Annotated in this window: 18 protein-coding genes; 10 read left to right on the top strand and 8 right to left on the bottom strand. The window is 70.1% G+C overall.

Annotated elements, in window-relative coordinates; genetic code table 11:
• Nucleotides 1-64 precede the first annotated feature (64 nt).
• Complete coding sequence (locus OHO83_RS19205; RefSeq protein WP_116510652.1) at nucleotides 65-502, bottom strand: gamma-glutamylcyclotransferase; 438 nt, start codon at nucleotides 500-502, stop codon at nucleotides 65-67.
• A gap of 116 nt (nucleotides 503-618) precedes the next feature.
• On the opposite strand from OHO83_RS19205, the gene OHO83_RS19200 reads away from it, so the two are divergent.
• Nucleotides 619-2,067 (top strand): NAD(P)H-quinone dehydrogenase, encoded by a 1,449-nt coding sequence (locus OHO83_RS19200; protein WP_227296939.1) that lies wholly within the window; start codon nucleotides 619-621, stop codon nucleotides 2,065-2,067.
• A gap of 182 nt (nucleotides 2,068-2,249) precedes the next feature.
• Nucleotides 2,250-3,215, top strand: a complete 966-nt coding sequence (locus OHO83_RS19195) for a DeoR/GlpR family DNA-binding transcription regulator (RefSeq protein ID WP_266673566.1) — start codon at nucleotides 2,250-2,252, stop codon at nucleotides 3,213-3,215.
• A gap of 73 nt (nucleotides 3,216-3,288) precedes the next feature.
• Here the strand turns inward: OHO83_RS19195 and OHO83_RS19190 are convergent, their stop codons facing one another.
• Nucleotides 3,289-3,837: a TetR/AcrR family transcriptional regulator gene (locus OHO83_RS19190; protein ID WP_443066099.1), complete on the bottom strand. Its 549-nt coding sequence runs from the start codon at nucleotides 3,835-3,837 to the stop codon at nucleotides 3,289-3,291.
• A 201-nt stretch (nucleotides 3,838-4,038) separates the two neighbouring features.
• Nucleotides 4,039-5,793 (bottom strand): acetyl/propionyl/methylcrotonyl-CoA carboxylase subunit alpha, encoded by a 1,755-nt coding sequence (locus OHO83_RS19185; RefSeq protein ID WP_266673568.1) that lies wholly within the window; start codon nucleotides 5,791-5,793, stop codon nucleotides 4,039-4,041.
• A 356-nt stretch (nucleotides 5,794-6,149) separates the two neighbouring features.
• Between OHO83_RS19185 and OHO83_RS19180 the strand changes: the two genes are divergently transcribed.
• On the top strand, nucleotides 6,150-6,623 hold the full coding sequence (locus tag OHO83_RS19180) for a hypothetical protein (RefSeq protein WP_266673569.1): 474 nt from the start codon (nucleotides 6,150-6,152) through the stop codon (nucleotides 6,621-6,623).
• A gap of 25 nt (nucleotides 6,624-6,648) precedes the next feature.
• Here OHO83_RS19180 and OHO83_RS19175 read toward each other — a convergent pair whose 3' ends face one another.
• From OHO83_RS19175 to OHO83_RS19160, 4 genes are all read right to left on the bottom strand, one after another.
• Nucleotides 6,649-7,272, bottom strand: a complete 624-nt coding sequence (locus tag OHO83_RS19175) for a Maf family protein (RefSeq protein ID WP_266673570.1) — start codon at nucleotides 7,270-7,272, stop codon at nucleotides 6,649-6,651.
• A 111-nt stretch (nucleotides 7,273-7,383) separates the two neighbouring features.
• Entirely contained in the window at nucleotides 7,384-7,512 is a 129-nt protein-coding gene (gene mmpB, locus OHO83_RS19170; protein WP_266673571.1) for a morphogenic membrane protein MmpB, read from the bottom strand.
• A gap of 79 nt (nucleotides 7,513-7,591) precedes the next feature.
• On the bottom strand, nucleotides 7,592-7,801 hold the full coding sequence (locus OHO83_RS19165) for an acyl-CoA carboxylase epsilon subunit (RefSeq protein ID WP_266673572.1): 210 nt from the start codon (nucleotides 7,799-7,801) through the stop codon (nucleotides 7,592-7,594).
• A 66-nt stretch (nucleotides 7,802-7,867) separates the two neighbouring features.
• Nucleotides 7,868-9,475: an acyl-CoA carboxylase subunit beta gene (locus tag OHO83_RS19160; RefSeq protein ID WP_266673573.1), complete on the bottom strand. Its 1,608-nt coding sequence runs from the start codon at nucleotides 9,473-9,475 to the stop codon at nucleotides 7,868-7,870.
• Nucleotides 9,476-9,658: 183 nt separating this feature from the next.
• Here OHO83_RS19160 and OHO83_RS19155 point away from each other — a divergent pair, with 183 nt between their 5' ends.
• From OHO83_RS19155 to hutH, 5 genes are all read left to right on the top strand, one after another.
• A complete protein-coding gene (locus OHO83_RS19155) occupies nucleotides 9,659-10,540 on the top strand; it encodes a biotin--[acetyl-CoA-carboxylase] ligase (protein ID WP_266673574.1) in 882 nt (293 codons plus the stop codon).
• Between the two features lie 480 nt (nucleotides 10,541-11,020).
• A complete protein-coding gene (locus tag OHO83_RS19150; RefSeq protein WP_266560788.1) occupies nucleotides 11,021-12,133 on the top strand; it encodes an adenylate/guanylate cyclase domain-containing protein in 1,113 nt (370 codons plus the stop codon).
• 39 nt (nucleotides 12,134-12,172) lie between these two features.
• Nucleotides 12,173-12,964 (top strand): enoyl-CoA hydratase/isomerase family protein, encoded by a 792-nt coding sequence (locus tag OHO83_RS19145; RefSeq protein WP_329434168.1) that lies wholly within the window; start codon nucleotides 12,173-12,175, stop codon nucleotides 12,962-12,964.
• 65 nt (nucleotides 12,965-13,029) lie between these two features.
• Nucleotides 13,030-14,181 (top strand): GGDEF domain-containing protein, encoded by a 1,152-nt coding sequence (locus OHO83_RS19140; RefSeq protein WP_266673576.1) that lies wholly within the window; start codon nucleotides 13,030-13,032, stop codon nucleotides 14,179-14,181.
• A gap of 64 nt (nucleotides 14,182-14,245) precedes the next feature.
• On the top strand, nucleotides 14,246-15,784 hold the full coding sequence (gene hutH, locus OHO83_RS19135) for a histidine ammonia-lyase (protein WP_330280784.1): 1,539 nt from the start codon (nucleotides 14,246-14,248) through the stop codon (nucleotides 15,782-15,784).
• A gap of 54 nt (nucleotides 15,785-15,838) precedes the next feature.
• On the opposite strand, the gene OHO83_RS19130 is transcribed toward hutH, so the two are convergent.
• On the bottom strand, nucleotides 15,839-16,123 hold the full coding sequence (locus OHO83_RS19130; RefSeq protein WP_266673577.1) for a hypothetical protein: 285 nt from the start codon (nucleotides 16,121-16,123) through the stop codon (nucleotides 15,839-15,841).
• 109 nt (nucleotides 16,124-16,232) lie between these two features.
• Here OHO83_RS19130 and OHO83_RS19125 point away from each other — a divergent pair, with 109 nt between their 5' ends.
• Entirely contained in the window at nucleotides 16,233-16,577 is a 345-nt protein-coding gene (locus OHO83_RS19125) for a hypothetical protein (protein ID WP_266673578.1), read from the top strand.
• Between the two features lie 287 nt (nucleotides 16,578-16,864).
• Complete coding sequence (locus OHO83_RS19120) at nucleotides 16,865-18,121, top strand: L,D-transpeptidase (RefSeq protein ID WP_330279659.1); 1,257 nt, start codon at nucleotides 16,865-16,867, stop codon at nucleotides 18,119-18,121.
• Nucleotides 18,122-18,207 lie beyond the last annotated feature (86 nt).

Here is an 18,207-nt window from a genome sequence, read left to right as displayed (position 1 = left end):
CGCGCGTAGATGACAGACCTCACGGGAATGGGATCGTTGTCTTGTCGTTTCCGACGAAGCCCGCTCAGCAGGGGCGCTTGCGCAGTTCCATCACGTAGTCGTGAGGGGCCCCGGCCGACTCCGCCGCGTCCGCCAGCTCGCCGAGATAGCGGGCCGAGGGGAAGCCGCCCTCGTACCCGTTGAGCACGTACACCCAGGCGGGTTCCTCGCCCTCCAGCGTGTCCACGCGCACCCGCATGCGCCGGTATATGTCGAGCCCCACGCCCTCCCAGCGGTCCATGGAGTCCTCGTCCATCGGTGCGATGTCGTACAGCGCGACGAAGACCTGCGAGCGGGGCGCCTCGACGAGGGTCGCGAGCGCGCCTTCCCAGCCCATGTGCTCGCCCCCGAACGTCAGCCGCCAGCCGCTGAGCCAGCCCGTCGCGCGCATCGGCGAGTGCGGTGCGCGGCGCGTCATCAGCCGCGCGTCGAGATTGCCGGCGTATGCGGCGTAGAGCGACATGTGGTCGAGGGTACGGCAGGTGTGGCCGGGGTCTCTCCTGTAACAGAAGCCCCTCCGACGTGGGACGCGCACGGACGGAGGCCCCCGGGGCGAAAGCACTTGAAGCGTGCGGGACAATGGAGTACGTGACTCGGATCGTGATCATCGGTGGCGGACCTGGCGGATATGAGGCGGCCCTCGTGGCTGCCCAGCTCGGCGCGGAGGTGACCGTCGTCGACTGCGACGGCCTGGGCGGGGCGTCGGTGCTCACCGACTGCGTCCCGTCCAAGACCCTGATCGCGACGGCCGAGGTGATGACCACCTTCGACTCGTCGTACGAGGAACTGGGGATCATCGTCGCCGACGACACCCCGCACATCGACAGCCCCGCGCGGGTCGTCGGCGTGGATCTCGGCAAGGTCAACCGGCGTGTGAAGCGCCTCGCGCTCGCCCAGTCCCACGACATCACCGCGTCCGTCACCCGGGCAGGCGCCCGCGTGATGCGCGGCCGTGGCCGCCTGGAGGGCCAGCAGGCCGCCGACGGCTCCCGCAAGGTCGTCGTGCGCACCGCCGACGGCACCGAGGAGACCCTCACCGCCGACGCCGTCCTGATCGCCACCGGCGGTCACCCCCGCGAGGTGCCCGACGCCCAGCCCGACGGCGAGCGCATCCTCAACTGGACCCAGGTCTACGACCTCGACGAGCTCCCCGAAGAGCTCATCGTGGTCGGTTCCGGCGTCACCGGCGCCGAGTTCGCCGGCGCCTACCAGGCCCTCGGCTCCCGCGTCACCCTCGTGTCCAGCCGCGACCGCGTCCTGCCCGGTGAGGACCCGGACGCCGCCGCCGTCCTGGAGGACGTCTTCCGCCGCCGCGGCATGAACGTCATGGCCCGTTCGCGCGCCCAGTCCGCCAAGCGCGTCGGCGACCGCGTCGAGGTCACCCTCTCCGACGGGCGCGTCATCTCCGGCACCCACTGCCTGATGGCCGTCGGCGCCATCCCGAACAGCAGCGGGATGGGCCTCGAGGAGGCCGGGGTCAAGCTCAGGGACTCCGGGCACATCTGGACCGACAAGGTCTCCAGGACCACCGCTCCCGGCGTGTACGCCGCCGGTGACGTGACCGGCGTCTTCGCGCTCGCCTCCGTGGCCGCCATGCAGGGCCGCATCGCCGTCTACCACTTCCTCGGCGACGCGGTGGCCCCGCTGAACCTCAAGACGGTCTCCTCGAACGTCTTCACCGACCCCGAGATCGCCACGGTCGGCTACACGCAGGCCGACGTCGACGCCGGGAAGATCGACGCCCGCGGGGTGAAGCTGCCGCTGCTGCGCAACCCGCGCGCCAAGATGCAGGGCATCCGCGACGGCTTCGTCAAGATCTTCTGCCGTCCCGGCACGGGAATCGTGGTGGGCGGCGTGGTCGTCGCCCCGCGCGCGAGCGAACTGATCCATCCCATCTCGATCGCGGTCGACAACAACCTGACGGTCGAGCAGATCGCGAACGCGTTCACCGTGTACCCGTCACTTTCGGGCTCGATCGCCGAGGTGGCGCGTCAGCTGCACACGCGAAAGACGGCCGACGAAGCCTGACGGCCGCGATTTCACCGAACACGATTAACTTCCCGCAGGTCACAGCCTGTTGCCGGCCCTGCGGTGGGCATAGGCGCGGGAGATAGGCGTCTATACCACTTCCTGCGGTTCCGTGCGAACAACTTCTGTTATTCGGCGCAAACTGCTGAAAGCAGACGGTCGTTGGGGTTACTGTCAGTTTCGTGTTCGCTGCAGAACGTCGTCAATTGATCCTCGAAATGGTGCGGGCCAATGGAGCGGTATCGCTCCGGGAGCTCGCCCGCGTCGTCCAGACCTCCGAAGTGACCGTACGGCGGGACGTGCGCGCACTGGAGGCAGAAGGACTCCTCGACCGCCGGCATGGCGGTGCGGTATTGCCGGGCGGATTCACGCGGGAGTCCGGCTTTCCGCAGAAATCACATCTCGCGACCGCAGAGAAGACGGCCATCGCCGACCTCGCCGCGGGCCTCGTCGAAGAAGGCGAAGCCATTGTGGTGGGCGCGGGTACGACCACGCAGGAGCTGGCACGCCGGCTCGCGCGGGTGCCCGGGCTGACCGTCGTCACCAACTCCCTTCTGGTGGCACAGGCGTTGGCCCATGCCAACAGGGTCGAGGTCGTCATGACGGGCGGCACTCTGCGCGGATCCAACTACGCACTCGTGGGCAGTGGGGCCGAGCAGTCCCTCCAGGGACTCAGAGTCTCCCGCGCCTTCCTCTCCGGCAGTGGTCTGACCGCCGAACGCGGCCTCTCCACGTCCAACATGCTGTCGGCCTCCGTCGACCGCGCGCTGGTACAGGCCGCCGCTGAGGTCGTCGTCCTCGCCGACCACTCCAAACTCGGCACCGACACGATGTTCCAGACGGTGCCGACCGATGTGATCACGCGCCTCGTGACGGACGAACCGCCCGCCCATGACGACCGCGCCGTCACCGAACTCCAGGCACTCGCCGACCAGGGGGTGCAGATCGCGATCGCAGGACCCTCGGCGACCGGAACCGGGCCGGCGGGGGGAGATCCCGTCCCGGCGCGGCAGACGCGCCGGGACGTACCTCTGCCGGGCCAGCGCCGCACCCAGCTCCCGGGCGGCCCCCAGCTGCGCAGCGCTTCCGCCCTCGACCAGGCACCCCCTGAGCGTGCGGTGAGGGTGGCCGACCTCCGGCGGCGCTGAGCAGCACTCCGGGCGGGGCCGAACCCGGTGCGGAGCTCTCCCCATACGGCTGCGGGTTGCCGTCGGACGCTCGCTAGCCCGCGGTGATGCCTCGCAGAGTCAGCCGGAGCAAACGATCCGCCAGTTCCGGGTCGTCCGGGGTCTCCTCCGCGGCCAGCGCGATCGCGTTGGTCAGCTGAAGCAGATCGCCGATCGACACGTCCGCGCGCACGGCGCCCGCCCGCTGCGCCCTGGACAGCAGGGCCTGGCCCGCCTCGCGCATCGGCGTACTGCACCGCGACAGGGCCGAACTGGCGTCGTGCGACGCCGACATGAGGGCCCGTGAGAGCCCACGGTACTCACCCGCATGAGTGATGATGTCGCGCAGCCATGCCACCAGCGCCGAGCATGGCTGCGGGTCCGCGAGCAGCGCCCGTGAGCGCGCCAGCAGATCGTTCACCGCGTCCTCGAAGACCGCGCTCATCAGCGCGTGCCGGTTCGGGAAGTGCCGGTAGAGCGTCCCGATGCCGACGCCCGCGCGCCGCGCCACGTCCTCCAGGGACGCGCCCGTGCCGTGCTCCGCGAACGCCGCACGCGCCTCCGCGAGCAGCCGCTCGTAGTTCCGGCGTGCGTCGGCCCGCATGGGGCGTACGGAAGGGGCCGGGCGGGGCCGGTCCGTCTGGTCCGTGCCGGTCGTCATCGGTCCTCCCTGGTCGTGCGCGCGCTCTCCAGGATGCCTGATCGCGCGACGGCAGGACCACGGACCGGAACAACGCGAACGCCCGGTGGACCGTGTCGGGGTCCGCCGGGCGTTCGTGTCGGGCGCTCTGAGTGCGGGTCGGGGTCAGTCCTTGATCTCGCAGATGGTGGCGCCGGAGGTGATGGAGGCGCCGATGGCGGCGTTGAGGCCCTTGATGATGCCGGTGCGGTGGGCGTTGAGGGGTTGTTCCATCTTCATGGCTTCGAGGACGACGACGAGGTCGCCTTCCTTGACTTCCTGGCCTTCCTCGACGGCGACCTTGACGATGGTGCCCTGCATGGGGGAGGCGAGGGTGTCGCCGGAGGCGGCCGGTCCGGACTTCTTCGCGGCGCGTCGTTTGGGCTTGGCGCCGGCGGCGAGGCCGGTGCGGGCCAGGGACATGCCCAGTGAGACCGGGAGGGACACCTCGAGGCGCTTGCCGCCGACTTCGACGACGACGGTTTCGCGGCCGGCTTCTTCGTCGCTGTCCGTGTCGGGGGTGGCGGCGAAGGGCTTGATCTCGTTGACGAACTCGGTCTCGATCCAGCGGGTGTGGATGGTGAACGGGTCGCTGGTGAAGGCCGGGTCGACGACGACGGCGCGGTGGAAGGGGATGGCGGTGGCCATGCCTTCGACCTCGAACTCGGCCAGGGCGCGGGCGGCGCGTTGCAGGGCCTGTTCGCGGGTGGCGCCGGTGACGATCAGCTTGGCGAGCAGGGAGTCCCAGGCGGGGCCGATGACGCTGCCGGTCTCGACGCCGGCGTCCAGGCGGACGCCGGGGCCGGTGGGCGGGGCGAAGCGGGTGACGGTGCCGGGGGCGGGCAGGAAGCCGCGGCCGGGGTCTTCGCCGTTGATGCGGAACTCGAAGGAGTGGCCGCGCAGGGCGGGGTCGTCGTAGCCGAGGGCCTCGCCGTCGGCGATGCGGAACATCTCGCGCACGAGGTCGATGCCGGCGACCTCTTCGGTGACGGGGTGTTCGACCTGGAGGCGGGTGTTGACCTCGAGGAAGGAGATGGTGCCGTCCAGGCCGACGAGGAACTCGACGGTGCCGGCGCCGACGTAGCCGGCTTCCTTGAGGATGGCCTTGGAGGCGGTGTAGAGCTGCTCGTTCTGGGCCGGCGTCAAAAACGGCGCGGGGGCTTCTTCGACGAGTTTTTGGTGGCGGCGCTGCAGGGAGCAGTCGCGGGTGGAGACGACGACCACGTTGCCGTGGGTGTCGGCCAGGCACTGGGTCTCCACGTGGCGGGGCTTGTCGAGGTAGCGCTCGACGAAGCATTCGCCGCGGCCGAACGCTGCGACGGCTTCGCGCACGGCGGAGTCGTAGAGCTCGGGGACCTCTTCGAGGGTGCGGGCGACCTTGAGGCCGCGGCCGCCGCCGCCGAAGGCGGCCTTGATGGCGATGGGCAGGCCGTGTTCGCGGGCGAACGCGACGACCTCCTCGGACCCGGACACGGGGTCCGGGGTGCCGGCGACGAGCGGCGCGCCGGCGCGCTGGGCGATGTGCCGGGCGGCGACCTTGTCACCCAGGTCGCGGATGGCCTGCGGGGGCGGGCCGATCCAGATCAGACCGGCGTCCAGGACGGCCTGGGCGAACTCCGCGTTCTCCGACAGGAATCCGTAGCCGGGGTGGATGGCGTCCGCGCCCGAGTCCTTGGCGGCCTGCAGCACCTTCGCCATGTCGAGATAGCTGGTGGCCGGGGTGTCACCGCCCAACGCGAACGCCTCGTCCGCCGCCCGGACATGCGAAGCGTCCCGGTCCGGTTCCGCGTAAACGGCAACGCTCGCGATACCGGCATCCCGGCACGCCCGGGCCACGCGGACAGCGATTTCGCCACGGTTGGCGATGAGCACCTTGCGCACGATGGCTCCCTCCTTGAAACAAGCCGAGTTTAGGGACTGCCGACACGGGCTTACGACCCGTCCCCATGAGTGAGCTTGCCCACACGGAGCGCTATTCGAGGCGCGCTCAAGTGGTGAATCCCCTTGTTGCGCCCGGGTACGCAGCCTTCCCGCTTCGAACCCTAGCCCGCCGACATGGGCTAGGTCTCTGTGAGACGGTGCTGCGGCACTCCGTGATTCTTTGTGGAGTCCCTACGAATGGCCCAATGATTCTTTGCCTTGGGCAGACCCCTTGTCCCGAGGTTTACCCGTTAGTAGCGTTCGCGTTGTCTCGAACGTACTAGGGGTAACAGCAGTCGAAAGTGGGTGGGGTTCCGGTGGCACGCAGACCGGTGGCGTGGGTGGCCGCGATCGTGCTTTTCGCGGAGGCGATCGGTATCGCCCTGCTCAACTGGTTCCTGGGGCTGGTCGTCGACCGCCAGGACATGTCCCTGGCCGGGCTCGACCCCCGCGCCATGTCCGTCTCCGCATGGATAGCCGGCGCGCTCTTCGGGCTCTATCTCGCGCTGTGCGCGATCGTCCTCGTACGCGTAGCCGTGCGCGACCGCGGGCCGGCCGGCTTCGGCCGCATCCTGCTGATCAGCGCGGCCGTCGTGCACGGGCTGCTGGGGGCGTTCAGCATCGGCCTGGTCGGCTGGCTCGCGTTCGTCTTCATGATGGTCGTGCTCGGGCTCATCGTGCTCACGCTCGTCGCCTACGACCGGAAGGAGCAGGCGAACGGAGCGGAAGCGGGTGCGGGTGACGCCCCCACGGGGCCGGCCGAGGGGGGCGGGGCGCCTCAGCCCGTCTGATCGGCCCCGGTGAGGCGAGCCGCGTTCAGTCCGCCCACAAGTCCGTGATGTTTACGCCCAGTTGGGCCAGCAGGCGGCGCAGCAGCGGCATCGACAGGCCGATCACGTTCCCGTGGTCGCCGTCGATGCCGTCGATGAACGGTGCCGAGCGGCCGTCGAGCGTGAACGCGCCCGCCACGTGGAGCGGCTCGCCCGACGCCACGTACGCGGCGATCTCCGCGTCGCTCGGCTCGCCGAACCGGACCACTGTCGAGGCCGTCGCCGACGTGTAGCGGTTCGTCGCCGTGTCGTACACGCAGTGGCCCGTCTGCAGGGTGCCCGCGCGGCCCCGCATCGACTTCCAGCGCGCCGTCGCCTCCTCAGCGTCCGCCGGCTTGCCGAGCGCCTGGCCGTCGATGTCCAGCACCGAGTCGCAGCCGATCACGAGCGCGCCGTGCACCTCCGGCTTCGCCGCGACCACGGACGCCTTCGCCTCCGCCAGCGCCAGGGCCAGTTCGGCCGGGGTGGGGGCGGACACGGCGTCCTCGTCGACCCCGCTGACCAGCACCTCGGGGGCGAGGCCCGCCTGGCGCAACAGGGCCAGCCTGGCCGGGGACTGGGAGGCGAGGACGAGGCGGCGACGCGGGGTGCTCACGTGGGGATCACTCATGCGGTCAGGGTTCCACATGTGGGCCGCTGGGGGTGCCGCGTCGAGTGACGGGCGGAGGGTGCGGGGAGGGCTGCTCGGCGGCGAGGGTGCGGTGTGGGGGTGGGGATCGGTTCAGACGATTCCCAGAACCAGCATCGCTATCACCATCGCCACCGCGAGCACGACGCCCGCTCGGCGGAGCATCGCCTGGGTTTCGCGCAGCTCCTCGGGGGGCTCGTTCTCGGGGTCTGACCACAGCATGGATCCGATACTGCTGGCCCGGTTCGCGGTGCGCCTGAGTACGCGTACTCAGGCGCACCCCCACCTACGGACCAGGGCCCTAGACAGGCCAGTACGTGCGCGCCCAGCTCGTGGGCCCCGGGGCCGGGCGGCGCGCCTGCGCCACCCTCGCCGGGTCGGCCCATGCGTCGCGGGTGCCTGCCGCGCCGGGCGGGGTGGTGGCCACCGCCGCGGCGCGGGCCTGGACCACCGCCAGTGCGGCGGCCAGCTCCTCGGGGGTCGGGTTGCCCCGTACGACCTTGATCATCATCGGTCGGGTCCTTTCGGGCGGCTCTTTCGGCGGCTCGTTCCGGGCGGCTGCTCGGTCCTGGGCGCTCTAGAGCGGGATGTTGCCGTGCTTCTTGGGCGGGAGGCTTTCGCGCTTGGTGCGGAGCTGGCGCAGGCCGCGGACGATGTGGGCGCGGGTGTCGGAGGGCATGATCACGGCGTCGATGTAGCCGCGTTCGGCCGCGGTGTAGGGGTTGAGGAGGGTGTCCTCGTATTCCTGGATGAGGCGGGTGCGGGTGGCTTCGCGCTCGGTGTCGGGGGCGGCGGCGATGGTGCGGCGGTGCAGGATGTTGACGGCTCCCTGGGCGCCCATGACCGCGATCTGGGAGGTGGGCCAGGCCAGGTTGAGGTCGGCGCCCAGGTGCTTGGAGCCCATCACGTCGTAGGCGCCGCCGAACGCCTTGCGGGTGATGACCGTGATCAGGGGGACGGTGGCTTCGGCGTAGGCGTAGATCAGTTTGGCGCCGCGGCGGATGATGCCGGTGTGTTCCTGGTCCACGCCGGGCAGGAAGCCGGGCACGTCGACGAAGGTCAGGACGGGGACGTTGAACGCGTCGCAGGTCCGCACGAAGCGGGCGGCCTTCTCGGAGGCGTCGATGTCGAGGCAGCCGGCGAACTGCATGGGCTGGTTGGCGACGATGCCGACGGGGCGGCCCTCGACGCGGCCGAAGCCGGTGAGGATGTTCGGCGCGAACAGTGGCTGGGTCTCGAAGAACTCCGTGTCGTCCAGGACGTGCTCGATCACGGTGTGCATGTCGTAGGGCTGGTTCGCGCTGTCCGGGACGAGGGTGTCGAGTTCGTCGTCCTGCGCGGTGCGGGCCAGGTCCGCTTCCTCGGGGAAGGCGGGGGGCTCGGACAGGTTGTTCGAGGGGAGGTAGGACAGCAGGGTTTTGACGTATTCGATGGCGTCTTTTTCGTCGCCGGCCATGTGGTGGGCGACGCCGGAGCTGGTGTTGTGGGTGCGGGCGCCGCCGAGTTCCTCGAAGCCGACGTCCTCGCCGGTGACGGTCTTGATGACGTCGGGGCCGGTGATGAACATGTGGGAGGTCTGGTCGACCATGATCGTGAAGTCGGTGATGGCGGGGGAGTAGACCGCGCCGCCCGCGCACGGGCCGACCACGAGGCTGATCTGGGGGATGACGCCGGAGGCGTGGGTGTTGCGGCGGAAGATCTCGCCGTACATGCCGAGCGCCATGACGCCTTCCTGGATGCGGGCGCCGCCGGAGTCGTTGATGCCGATGACGGGGCAGCCCGTCTTGAGGGCGAAGTCCATCACCTTGATGATTTTCTGGCCGTAGACCTCGCCGAGGGCTCCGCCGAAGACGGTGAAGTCCTGGGAGAAGACGGCTACCGGGCGTCCTTCGACGGTGCCGTAGCCGGTGACGACTCCGTCGCCGTAGGGCTTGTTGTCCTGCAGTCCGAACGCGGTGGAGCGGTGGCGGGCGAATTCGTCGAGTTCTACGAACGAGCTGTCGTCCAGGAGCAGTTCGATGCGCTCACGCGCCGTCAGTTTGCCCTTCGCGTGCTGCTTCTCCACCGCGCGCGCGGAGCCGGCGTGCGTGGCCTCGTCGATCCGGCGCTGCAGGTCCGCGAGCTTTCCCGCGGTCGTGTGGATGTCGATGGCGCTGGACACGTTGGGCTCTTCCGGAACGGACATCGGGATGCGGCTCCCTGGCTGCTCAATGGGGACGTGAGGACGGGACGGGGCGATGTGGCGCGGCGGTGCGGTGCGGTGGGGTTCGGGGCCGGCCGAGGCCTGGCCCCGGTGCTACTGGCTCGTAGCGTAGTGGCGTGGATACCGTTCGGCAGTGCGGCGTTTACCACACCTAGGGTGGGTTGCATGACGCCCCGAAATGCTTCAGACGATCCTTCCGGCGCGAACGACGGTCAGCAGTGGTCGGACCTGGACCGGCCCCCGTTGAACGCCGCCGCCCTGCGGCGCGCTCTCGTGCGCGGAGGGCTCTGGTCCTCCGTCGATGTTGTTCCCGCCACCGGGTCCACCAACTCCGATCTCGTTGCCCTCGCCTTGAGCGGCAAGGCCGAGGAAGGGGCGGTCCTCGTCGCCGAGTCGCAGAGCGCCGGGCGCGGGCGGCTCGACCGGCAGTGGACCGCTCCTGCGCGGTCCGGGCTCTTCTTCTCCGTCTTCCTCAAGCCCGGCGCCGAAGTGCCCGTGGAGCGGTGGGGGTGGCTGCCCCTGCTCACCGGGGTGGCCGTCGCCACGGGGCTCGCGCGGGCCGCCGGGGTCGACACCGCCCTCAAGTGGCCCAACGACCTGCTGGTGAATGTGGGCGGCGAGGAGCGCAAGGCCGGGGGCATCCTCGCCGAGCGCGCCGGGGACGGGGTGGTCGTCGGGATCGGGCTCAACGTGTCGCTGCGCGCCGACGAGCTGCCTGTGCCGGGGGCCGGGTCGCTCGCCCTGGCCGGGGCCGCTTCCACCGACCGGGATCCGCTGCTGCGGGCCGTTCTGCGGTCGCTGGAGGAGCGGTTCGTCGAGTGGCGGGCCGCGGGTGGGGATCCTGCGGTGTCGCGGCTTCAGGAGACCTATGCGGCGGGGTGCGCGACGCTCGGGCGCAATGTGCGGGCCGAGCTTCCTGGCGGGATGGAGCTTGTGGGGGAGGCGGTTGCCGTCGACGGGGACGGGCGGCTGGTCATCGCCTCTGAGGACGGTGTGCAGCAGCCTGTGGGGGCGGGGGACATCGTTCATCTGCGGGCGGGGGACTGACGGGGTTCCGGTGCGGGCCGGGGGCGGCGCCGGGGTTCGTTTCGGGTGCGCCGTCGTTGGTCCGGGTCTTCTTTCGGGTGTGCCGTCGTTGCGCCCGGTTGTCTTTTGAGTGCGGGGCCGCGGGGGCATGTACGTGCTCGCTGTTCTACGGGTGCACGTCGGCGAGCTGATTGCCTGTACGTGGTGCTGGTGGCTCCGCGCGCACATGCCCCCGCGTCCCCTCCCGTCTCGTACGCGGCTCACCGCCGGTGGGGTTCGCTGTCGTGGGTCTCGTGGGTGTCTCGCGGTCGGTGGGGTTTCCCTCCCCGTCGCCCGGCCTTGTTTCGTCCGTGGATGGTCATGGGTGGGATTTTCGTTTCGGTTTGTACTTGGCCGGGGGCTCGGGACTCGTGTGTGCTGAGGGAGTGAGCTGCGGCACACCTGCCGTAAAGTTGAGGCCGGTCGATACATGACCGTGGCAGATCGGAAAGGGCAGCAGGCGTGACCGTCGACGACTCGGGCTCCGGCGCGGGCACCCCAACCGACATCGGGTCTGTCGAGGAAGGTGCCGGCGGTGAGGATCCGCTTGCCCTCCGTCTCGAGCAGCTCATTCTCGGCGCGGAGCGGCGGTATACGCCTTTCCAGGCCGCGCGCAGCGCCGGTGTCTCCATGGAGCTCGCCTCCCGGTTCTGGCGGGCCATGGGGTTTGCCGACATCGGGCAGGCCAAGGCGCTGACCGAGGCCGATGTGCTCGCCCTGCGGCGGCTTGCCGGTCTTGTCGAGGCCGGGCTGCTCAGCGAGGCCATGGCCGTGCAGGTCGCCCGGTCCACGGGCCAGACCACCGCCCGGCTCGCCGAGTGGCAGATCGATTCCTTCCTGGAAGGGCTCACCGAGCCTCCCGAGCCCGGGATGACCCGCACCGAGGTCACGTATCCCCTGATGGAGCTGCTCCTGCCCGAGCTGGAGGAGTTTCTGGTCTACGTGTGGCGGCGGCAGCTGGCGGCGGCCACCGGGCGTGTGGTGCAGGCAGCCGACGACGAGGAGATGGTGGACCGGCGGCTTGCCGTCGGGTTCGCCGATCTGGTCGGGTTCACGCGGCTCACTCGGCGCATGGAGGAAGAGGAGCTCGGGGAGCTCGTCGAGGCGTTCGAGACCACCGCTGCCGACCTGGTGGCCGCCAACGGCGGGCGGTTGATCAAGACCCTGGGTGACGAGGTGCTGTACGCCGCCGACGACTCGGGCGTCGCGGCCGAGATCGCCCTGCGGCTCATCGAGACCATGGCCAATGACGAGACCATGCCCGAGGTGCGGGTGGGGATGGCCTTCGGGACCGTCACGACCCGGATGGGCGATGTCTTCGGGACCACCGTGAATCTCGCCAGCCGGCTCACGTCGATAGCTCCTCGGGATGCCGTGCTCGTCGACGGTGCGTTTGCCGAGGAGCTGCAGCGGGCCGGTGAGGCGCCCGCTTCCGAGGCCGAGGCCGCCGCTCTGGCCGAGAAGGAGGGCGAGGACGCGCCCTCGTACCGGTTCGCCCTTCAGCCGATGTGGCAGCGGCCCGTGCGTGGGCTCGGTGTCGTCGAGCCCTGGCTTCTGACGCGGCGGCCGCTCTAGGATTCTGCCGTTGTTAACTGTCGTTAACCGGGAGGGTCTGTGAGCGAGCGGTTCGGAGAGTTCGTCGAGGTGCGGCGGCACGGCTTTGTCGCCGAGCTCGTTCTCGATCGGCCCAAGGCCATGAATGCCGTGTCCAGTGCCATGGCCGTGAGTGTCGGGGAGGCGTGTGCCTCTCTTGCGCTTGACGGTGGCGCTCGGGTCGTTGTCGTTTCTTCTTCCGCCCCTCGCGCTTTTTGTGTCGGGGCCGATCTGAAGGAGCGGAACTCCTTTTCCGATGCCGAGCTTCTTCGGCAGCGGCCCGTGACCCGGGGGGCCTACGGGGGCGTGCTCGAGCTTCCTATGCCTGTCATCGCCGCTGTGCACGGGTTCGCCCTCGGCGGCGGGTTCGAGCTTGCTCTCGCCTGCGATCTCATCGTGGCCGACGAGACCGCTGTCGTGGGGCTGCCCGAGGTGTCCGTGGGCGTGATTCCCGGCGGCGGCGGTACGCAGTTGCTGCCCCGGCGCGTGGGGGCCGCGAGAGCCGCTGAGCTGATCTTCTCCGCGCGGCGCGTCGAGGCCCGGGAGGCCTTGGAGACGGGGCTCGTAGATCAGGTGGTGGGCGTGGGCGACGACCGTGAGGCCGCGCTCGAGCTCGCCGGTCGCATCGCCGCCAATTCGCCGGTGGGGCTTCGGGCCGCCAAGCGCGCTCTGAGGGTGGGATACGGGCTCGATCTGCGCGCCGGGCTCGAGGTCGAGGACGCCGCCTGGCGGTCCGTCGCCTTCTCCGGCGATCGGGCCGAGGGCGTCGCCGCCTTCAATGAGAAGCGGGCGCCCCAGTGGCCCGGTGAATGACTATTCCCGGCCTCGTATGGGTCTTGAATGTATCGAATTGGGCTTTTCTTTCCTAATCTTGGCCTATGGGAGAGGAAGTCCGGTTGCGGGCCGTGGTCGCGATGGCGCAGGGGATGGCCGCGGCGCAGTCTCCGCGTGAGTCCTGGCGGGCCGCCGCCCTCGGCGCCTGTCGCGCCCTGTCCGGCACCTTCGCGGCGCTGTCCGTGTGGGAGCGGGAGCGCGGGCGGCTGCGCGTCCTGGTGAACGTGGGGGAGCGCGCCGAGGGTGAGGTCGAGTTCCCCGAGGACGAGGCCTATCCCGTTCACCAGTTTCCCGAGATCACCGAGTTCCTGCACGAGCAGTGGGTGGGCGGGGGCGCTCCGCGCGCCTGGGTCGAGACCGCCGCCGGGACCGTGGAGGGCGGCGGCTACTGCCATCAGCGCGTCGCCGCCCTGCGCCGGCGCGGGCGCGGTTGCTGTGTCGTCGCGCCGATCGTGCTCCATGGGCGCGCCTGGGGCGAGTTGTACGTCGCCCGGCCCGGGTCCGCCGAGGTCTTCGGCGCGCAGGATGCCGCCTTCGCCACCGTGCTCGCCTCCGTCGCTGCCGCGGGCATCGCGCAGACCGAGCGGCTGGAGGAGGCGCGGCGGCTCGCCTTCACCGACGCCCTGACCGGGCTCGCGAACCGGCGTGCCGTCGACATGCGCCTCGATGAGGCCATCGAGGCGCATCGTGCCGGAGGCGACGTTGTTTCTCTCGTCGTGTGTGATCTGAACGGGCTCAAGCGCGTGAACGACTCGTTGGGGCACGCGGTCGGTGACCGGTTGCTGGAGCGGTTCGGGTCCGTTCTCTCGTTGTGCGGCGCGATGCTGCCGGGCGCTCTGGCCGCGCGGCTGGGGGGTGACGAGTTCTGTCTCGTGGCGGTGGGGCCCGGCGCCGACGACGTGGTGCGGGCGGGCGAGGAACTGTGTCTGCGCGCCTCCGAGTTGGAGCTGGGGGACGGGGTCGCCTGCGGGATCGCTTCCACCGGTGACCCGATCGGCGAGGTGCTCAGTGCGCGTCGGCTCTTCCGGCTTGCCGATGCCGCCCAGTACCGGGCCAAGGCGCTGCGGGCCGTGAAACCCGTTGTCGCCGGGAGGGACGGGCCCGACGATCCCGTCGTGCGCCTCGCCGACTCGCCTCCGCCCGCCGTCGGCGACAGTGAGAGGCGCCGGCTCCGGGGGCGGGACGTGGGGGCGTAAGGGGTCCGTCCCGAACTCGGTCGTGACATTGGACTCTTCACCTCGTACGCTCCTGAATATGGATATGCACACTGTGGTGGTGGGGACGTCCGGCGTCAGCGCGGCCGATGTCGTCGCCGTGGCGCGGGCGAATGCCCGGATCGAGCTCTCCGAAGAGGCGGTGGCCGCCCTCGCCTCGGCCCGCGCGGTCGTGGACGCGCTGGCCGCGAAGCCGGAGCCCGTGTACGGGGTCTCCACCGGGTTCGGCGCACTCGCCACCCGGCACATCAGCCAGGAGCTGCGGGCTCAGCTGCAGCGGAACATCGTCCGCTCGCATGCGGCGGGAATGGGACCGCGCGTCGAGCGGGAAGTCGTGCGCGCGCTCATGTTCCTGCGGCTGAAGACCGTCTGCTCCGGACACACCGGTGTGCGGCCCGAGGTCGCCCGGACCATGGCCGACGTGCTCAACGCCGGGATCACGCCCGTCGTGCACGAGTACGGGTCCCTCGGCTGCTCCGGCGACCTCGCCCCGCTCAGCCACTGCGCCCTGACGCTGATGGGCGAAGGTGACGCCGAAGGGCCCGACGGCGTCGTCGCCCCCGCCGGCGAGCTGCTCGCCGCCCACGGCATCGCGCCCGTCGAGCTGCGCGAGAAGGAGGGCCTCGCCCTTCTGAACGGCACCGACGGCATGCTCGGCATGCTCGTCATGGCGCTCGCCGATCTCGAGAACCTGTACAAGTCCGCCGACGTCACTGCCGCCTTGTCGCTCGAGGCGCTCCTCGGCACCGAGAAGGTCCTCGCGCCCGAGCTGCACGCCATCCGGCCGCACCCCGGCCAGGGCGCCAGCGCGGCCAACATGCTGGCCGTGCTGAAGGGTTCGGAGCTCACCGGGCACCACCAGGACGACGCGCCGCGCGTGCAGGACGCGTACTCCGTGCGCTGCGCCCCGCAGGTCGCCGGAGCCGGGCGGGACACCATGGCCCACGCCCGGCTCGTCGCCGAGCGCGAGCTGGCGTCCGCCGTGGACAACCCCGTCGTGCTGCCGGACGGGCGGGTGGAGTCGAACGGCAACTTCCATGGCGCGCCCGTGGCTTACGTGCTCGACTTCCTCGCCATCGCCGCGGCCGACCTCGGGTCCATCGCCGAGCGGCGCACCGACCGCCTGCTCGACAAGAACCGGTCCCACGGGCTGCCGCCGTTCCTCGCCGACGACGCGGGCGTCGACTCCGGCCTGATGATCGCCCAGTACACGCAGGCCGCCCTGGTCAGCGAGATGAAGCGGCTCGCCGTCCCCGCCTCCGCGGACTCGATCCCGTCCTCCGCCATGCAGGAGGACCACGTGTCCATGGGCTGGTCGGCCGCCCGCAAGCTGCGTACCGCGATCGACAACCTGACGCGGATCGTCGCCGTCGAGCTGTACGCGGCCACGCGCGGCATCGAGCTGCGGGAGGGCCTCATGCCCGCTCCCGCCTCGCGCGCCGTGATCGACGCCGTACGGGCCGCGGGAGTTCAGGGTCCCGGCCCCGACCGGTTCCTCGCCCCCGACCTCGCGGCCGCCGACGCCTTCGTGCGCGGCGGGCACCTCGTCGCGGCCGTGGAGCCCGTGACGGGGCCGCTGGCCTAGGGGTTCGCAATCAAAGGCGGGCCGCACCCCGGGGTGCGGCCCGCCCTTGATTGCTCAGAAGGCCGACTCGCGGCTCTTCCTGGCCGAGTACGTCAAAAAGCCCGCGCCGATCCCGAGGAACGCCGAGCCGCCGATCACGTACGGCGTCGTGTCGACCGTTCCCGTGTCGGCCAGGCGCAGTTGGTCCTCGGACTGTGCGTGTACCGCTGTCGCGGTCTGCTGCTGATCTGCCTCCGCTGTCTTCTCGGGCGTCGCGGTGGCGGACGGAACGAACCACAGAGCAGCCAGGAGTGTCCCGGCGGCAGTGGCGGTGAGCAGCGATCGTCGTGCGGCGGACACGGAATCGATCCCCCTTGTGGAGCTGGCGAATTGGCCGTGTGAGCCGATGTTAGTGAAAGGTGCGGGTCACACGAAAGTCGCGGGTGGGGTGAGGCATACGCTCCGTCGTATGAGCACCTCTGAGACATCACGTTTTGTTCGGCTCCGCGTTGAATTGGTCCTGGAGATCGAGGACTCCGCCGCCATCACCGGGGCCGCGTTGCAGCGCATCGCCGAGGACGACGACATGGCGGCCGACGAGCGGGCCCACGCCGAGGCAGCCGTCAACGAGGACGAGGCCGAGGCGCTCGCCTATCTCGTCGACCCGTTCGACCTGGTCGGCGAGGTGCCCGGGGCGGACCTCGTGCAGGCTTCCTGGTCCAGCGAACAGGTCGACTACGATCCGGATTCGCCCGACTGGGACCTCGACGTGGATGATGACGAGTCCGGTGACGCTCTCGACGCGGACGACTAGGGCGGGATGCGGGGCCGGGCCGGACCGCGCGGACTCGGGCCCCCGGGTGGCAACCGCCGGCCGGGGTTTCCTCGTCCCACAGGGGGTACCAGGGGGGTTCCGCTACCACTGGTGCATGCCTGGTCACGCCAGTTCCGACGTGGCGTCCCCCACATCGGGGACCGAATTGGAACGGTACGACCGGGTCATGGCGTTACATGGGCTATTGGGATTCCCGCCTGGCGGGGATCGGGGCCCGCAGGGCTTTCGGGGGTGTTGGGAAATCGTCGACGATGGAGATGCGTGTGATGACGGACAGTAAGCGGCGCAAGGGTCTGATGGCCGCGTCCGCTCTGGTCGGAGGAGTGCTGGTGCTCTCCGCGTGCAGCGGAAACGGCAGTCAGGCGAACGGTGCCGAAGGTGGCGGCGGGAAGTCGCCACAGGCCCAGGTCGACGAGGCCGCCGCTCAGAAGACGTCGGAGGCGCTGATCAAGATCGCGCCGAAGGACGGCTCCGACAACGCCGGCATCAACAACGCAGCCGCCGTCACCGTGAGCAAGGGTTCGCTCACGAACGTGAAGATGACGACCGCAGAGGGTGCGGCGGTCCAGGGACAGATATCCGCTGACAAGAAGAGCTGGAAGCCCGCGAGCCAGCTCCAGCGCGCCACTGTCTACAAGATCGCCGCCGAGGCCGAGGACTCCAGCGGCCGCGCGGCCCACGAGAACGCCTCGTTCACGACGGTCTCGCAGGCCAACAGCTTCATCGGCAACTTCACGCCCGAGGACGGTTCCACCGTCGGCGTCGGCATGCCGGTCTCGATCAACTTCGACAAGGCGATCACGAACAAGGCCGACGTCCAGAAGGGGATCACCGTCTCCTCCAGCAGCGGCCAGGAGGTCGTCGGCCACTGGTTCGGCAACCAGCGCCTCGATCTGCGCCCCCAGGACTACTGGACGGGCGGCTCCACGGTCACGCTGAAGCTGAACCTCGACGGCGTCGAGGGCGCGAACGGCGTCTACGGCGTGCAGCAGAAGACGGTCACCTTCAAGGTCGGCCGCAACCAGGTCTCGACCGTCGACGCGGAGACCAAGACCATGACGGTCACGCGCGACGGCAAGGTCGTGAAGACCATCCCGATCTCCGCCGGTTCGCCGGAGAACAAGACGTACCAGGGCCAGATGGTGATCTCCGAGAAGTTCAAGGAGACCCGCATGGACGGCTCGACGGTCGGCTTCAAGGGCACCGACGGCAAGGGCGAGTACGACATCAAGGACGTGCCGCACGCGATGCGTCTGTCGAACTCCGGCACCTTCATCCACGGCAACTACTGGGGCGCCAAGTCGATCTTCGGCAGCGCCAACACGAGCCACGGCTGCGTCGGCCTGTCCGACGCCAAGGGTGCTGACGACCCGAAGACCCCGGGCGCCTGGTTCTACGACAACTCCATGGTCGGTGACGTCGTCGTCGTGAAGAACACCGGCGACAAGACCATCCAGCCGGACAACGGCCTCAACGGCTGGAACCTGGACTGGGCGCAGTGGAAGGCCGGTTCGGCCGCCTGACGGTCCTCGGCCCGACAGTTCTCGCGGAAGGCCCGCACCCCGTCGCCGGGGTGCGGGCCTTCCGCGATTCCAGAGTTCTCATCGGT

This window comes from Streptomyces sp. NBC_00569 (genome assembly GCF_036345255.1).
Classification (GTDB): Bacteria; Actinomycetota; Actinomycetes; order Streptomycetales; family Streptomycetaceae; genus Streptomyces.
The sequence above is the reverse complement of the archived record's forward strand: the minus strand, read 5'-3'. Positions and strand labels throughout refer to the sequence as shown.

What these genes read in the sequence shown, in the direction of transcription:
- OHO83_RS19125 (WP_266673578.1), top strand. Translation starts at nt 16,233, where the DNA reads ATGAGCACCTCTGAGACATCACGTTTTGTTCGGCTCCGCGTTGAATTG.
- OHO83_RS19120 (WP_330279659.1), top strand. Translation starts at nt 16,865, where the DNA reads ATGACGGACAGTAAGCGGCGCAAGGGTCTGATGGCCGCGTCCGCTCTG.
- OHO83_RS19155 (WP_266673574.1), top strand. Translation starts at nt 9,659, where the DNA reads ATGACGCCCCGAAATGCTTCAGACGATCCTTCCGGCGCGAACGACGGT.
- OHO83_RS19160 (WP_266673573.1), bottom strand. Translation starts at nt 9,475, where the DNA reads ATGTCCGTTCCGGAAGAGCCCAACGTGTCCAGCGCCATCGACATCCAC.
- mmpB (WP_266673571.1), bottom strand. Translation starts at nt 7,512, where the DNA reads ATGCTGTGGTCAGACCCCGAGAACGAGCCCCCCGAGGAGCTGCGCGAA.
- OHO83_RS19190 (WP_443066099.1), bottom strand. Translation starts at nt 3,837, where the DNA reads ATGCGGGCCGACGCACGCCGGAACTACGAGCGGCTGCTCGCGGAGGCG.
- hutH (WP_330280784.1), top strand. Translation starts at nt 14,246, where the DNA reads ATGCACACTGTGGTGGTGGGGACGTCCGGCGTCAGCGCGGCCGATGTC.
- OHO83_RS19140 (WP_266673576.1), top strand. Translation starts at nt 13,030, where the DNA reads ATGGGAGAGGAAGTCCGGTTGCGGGCCGTGGTCGCGATGGCGCAGGGG.
- OHO83_RS19200 (WP_227296939.1), top strand. Translation starts at nt 619, where the DNA reads ATGGAGTACGTGACTCGGATCGTGATCATCGGTGGCGGACCTGGCGGA.
- OHO83_RS19175 (WP_266673570.1), bottom strand. Translation starts at nt 7,272, where the DNA reads ATGAGTGATCCCCACGTGAGCACCCCGCGTCGCCGCCTCGTCCTCGCC.
- OHO83_RS19205 (WP_116510652.1), bottom strand. Translation starts at nt 502, where the DNA reads ATGTCGCTCTACGCCGCATACGCCGGCAATCTCGACGCGCGGCTGATG.
- OHO83_RS19165 (WP_266673572.1), bottom strand. Translation starts at nt 7,801, where the DNA reads ATGATGATCAAGGTCGTACGGGGCAACCCGACCCCCGAGGAGCTGGCC.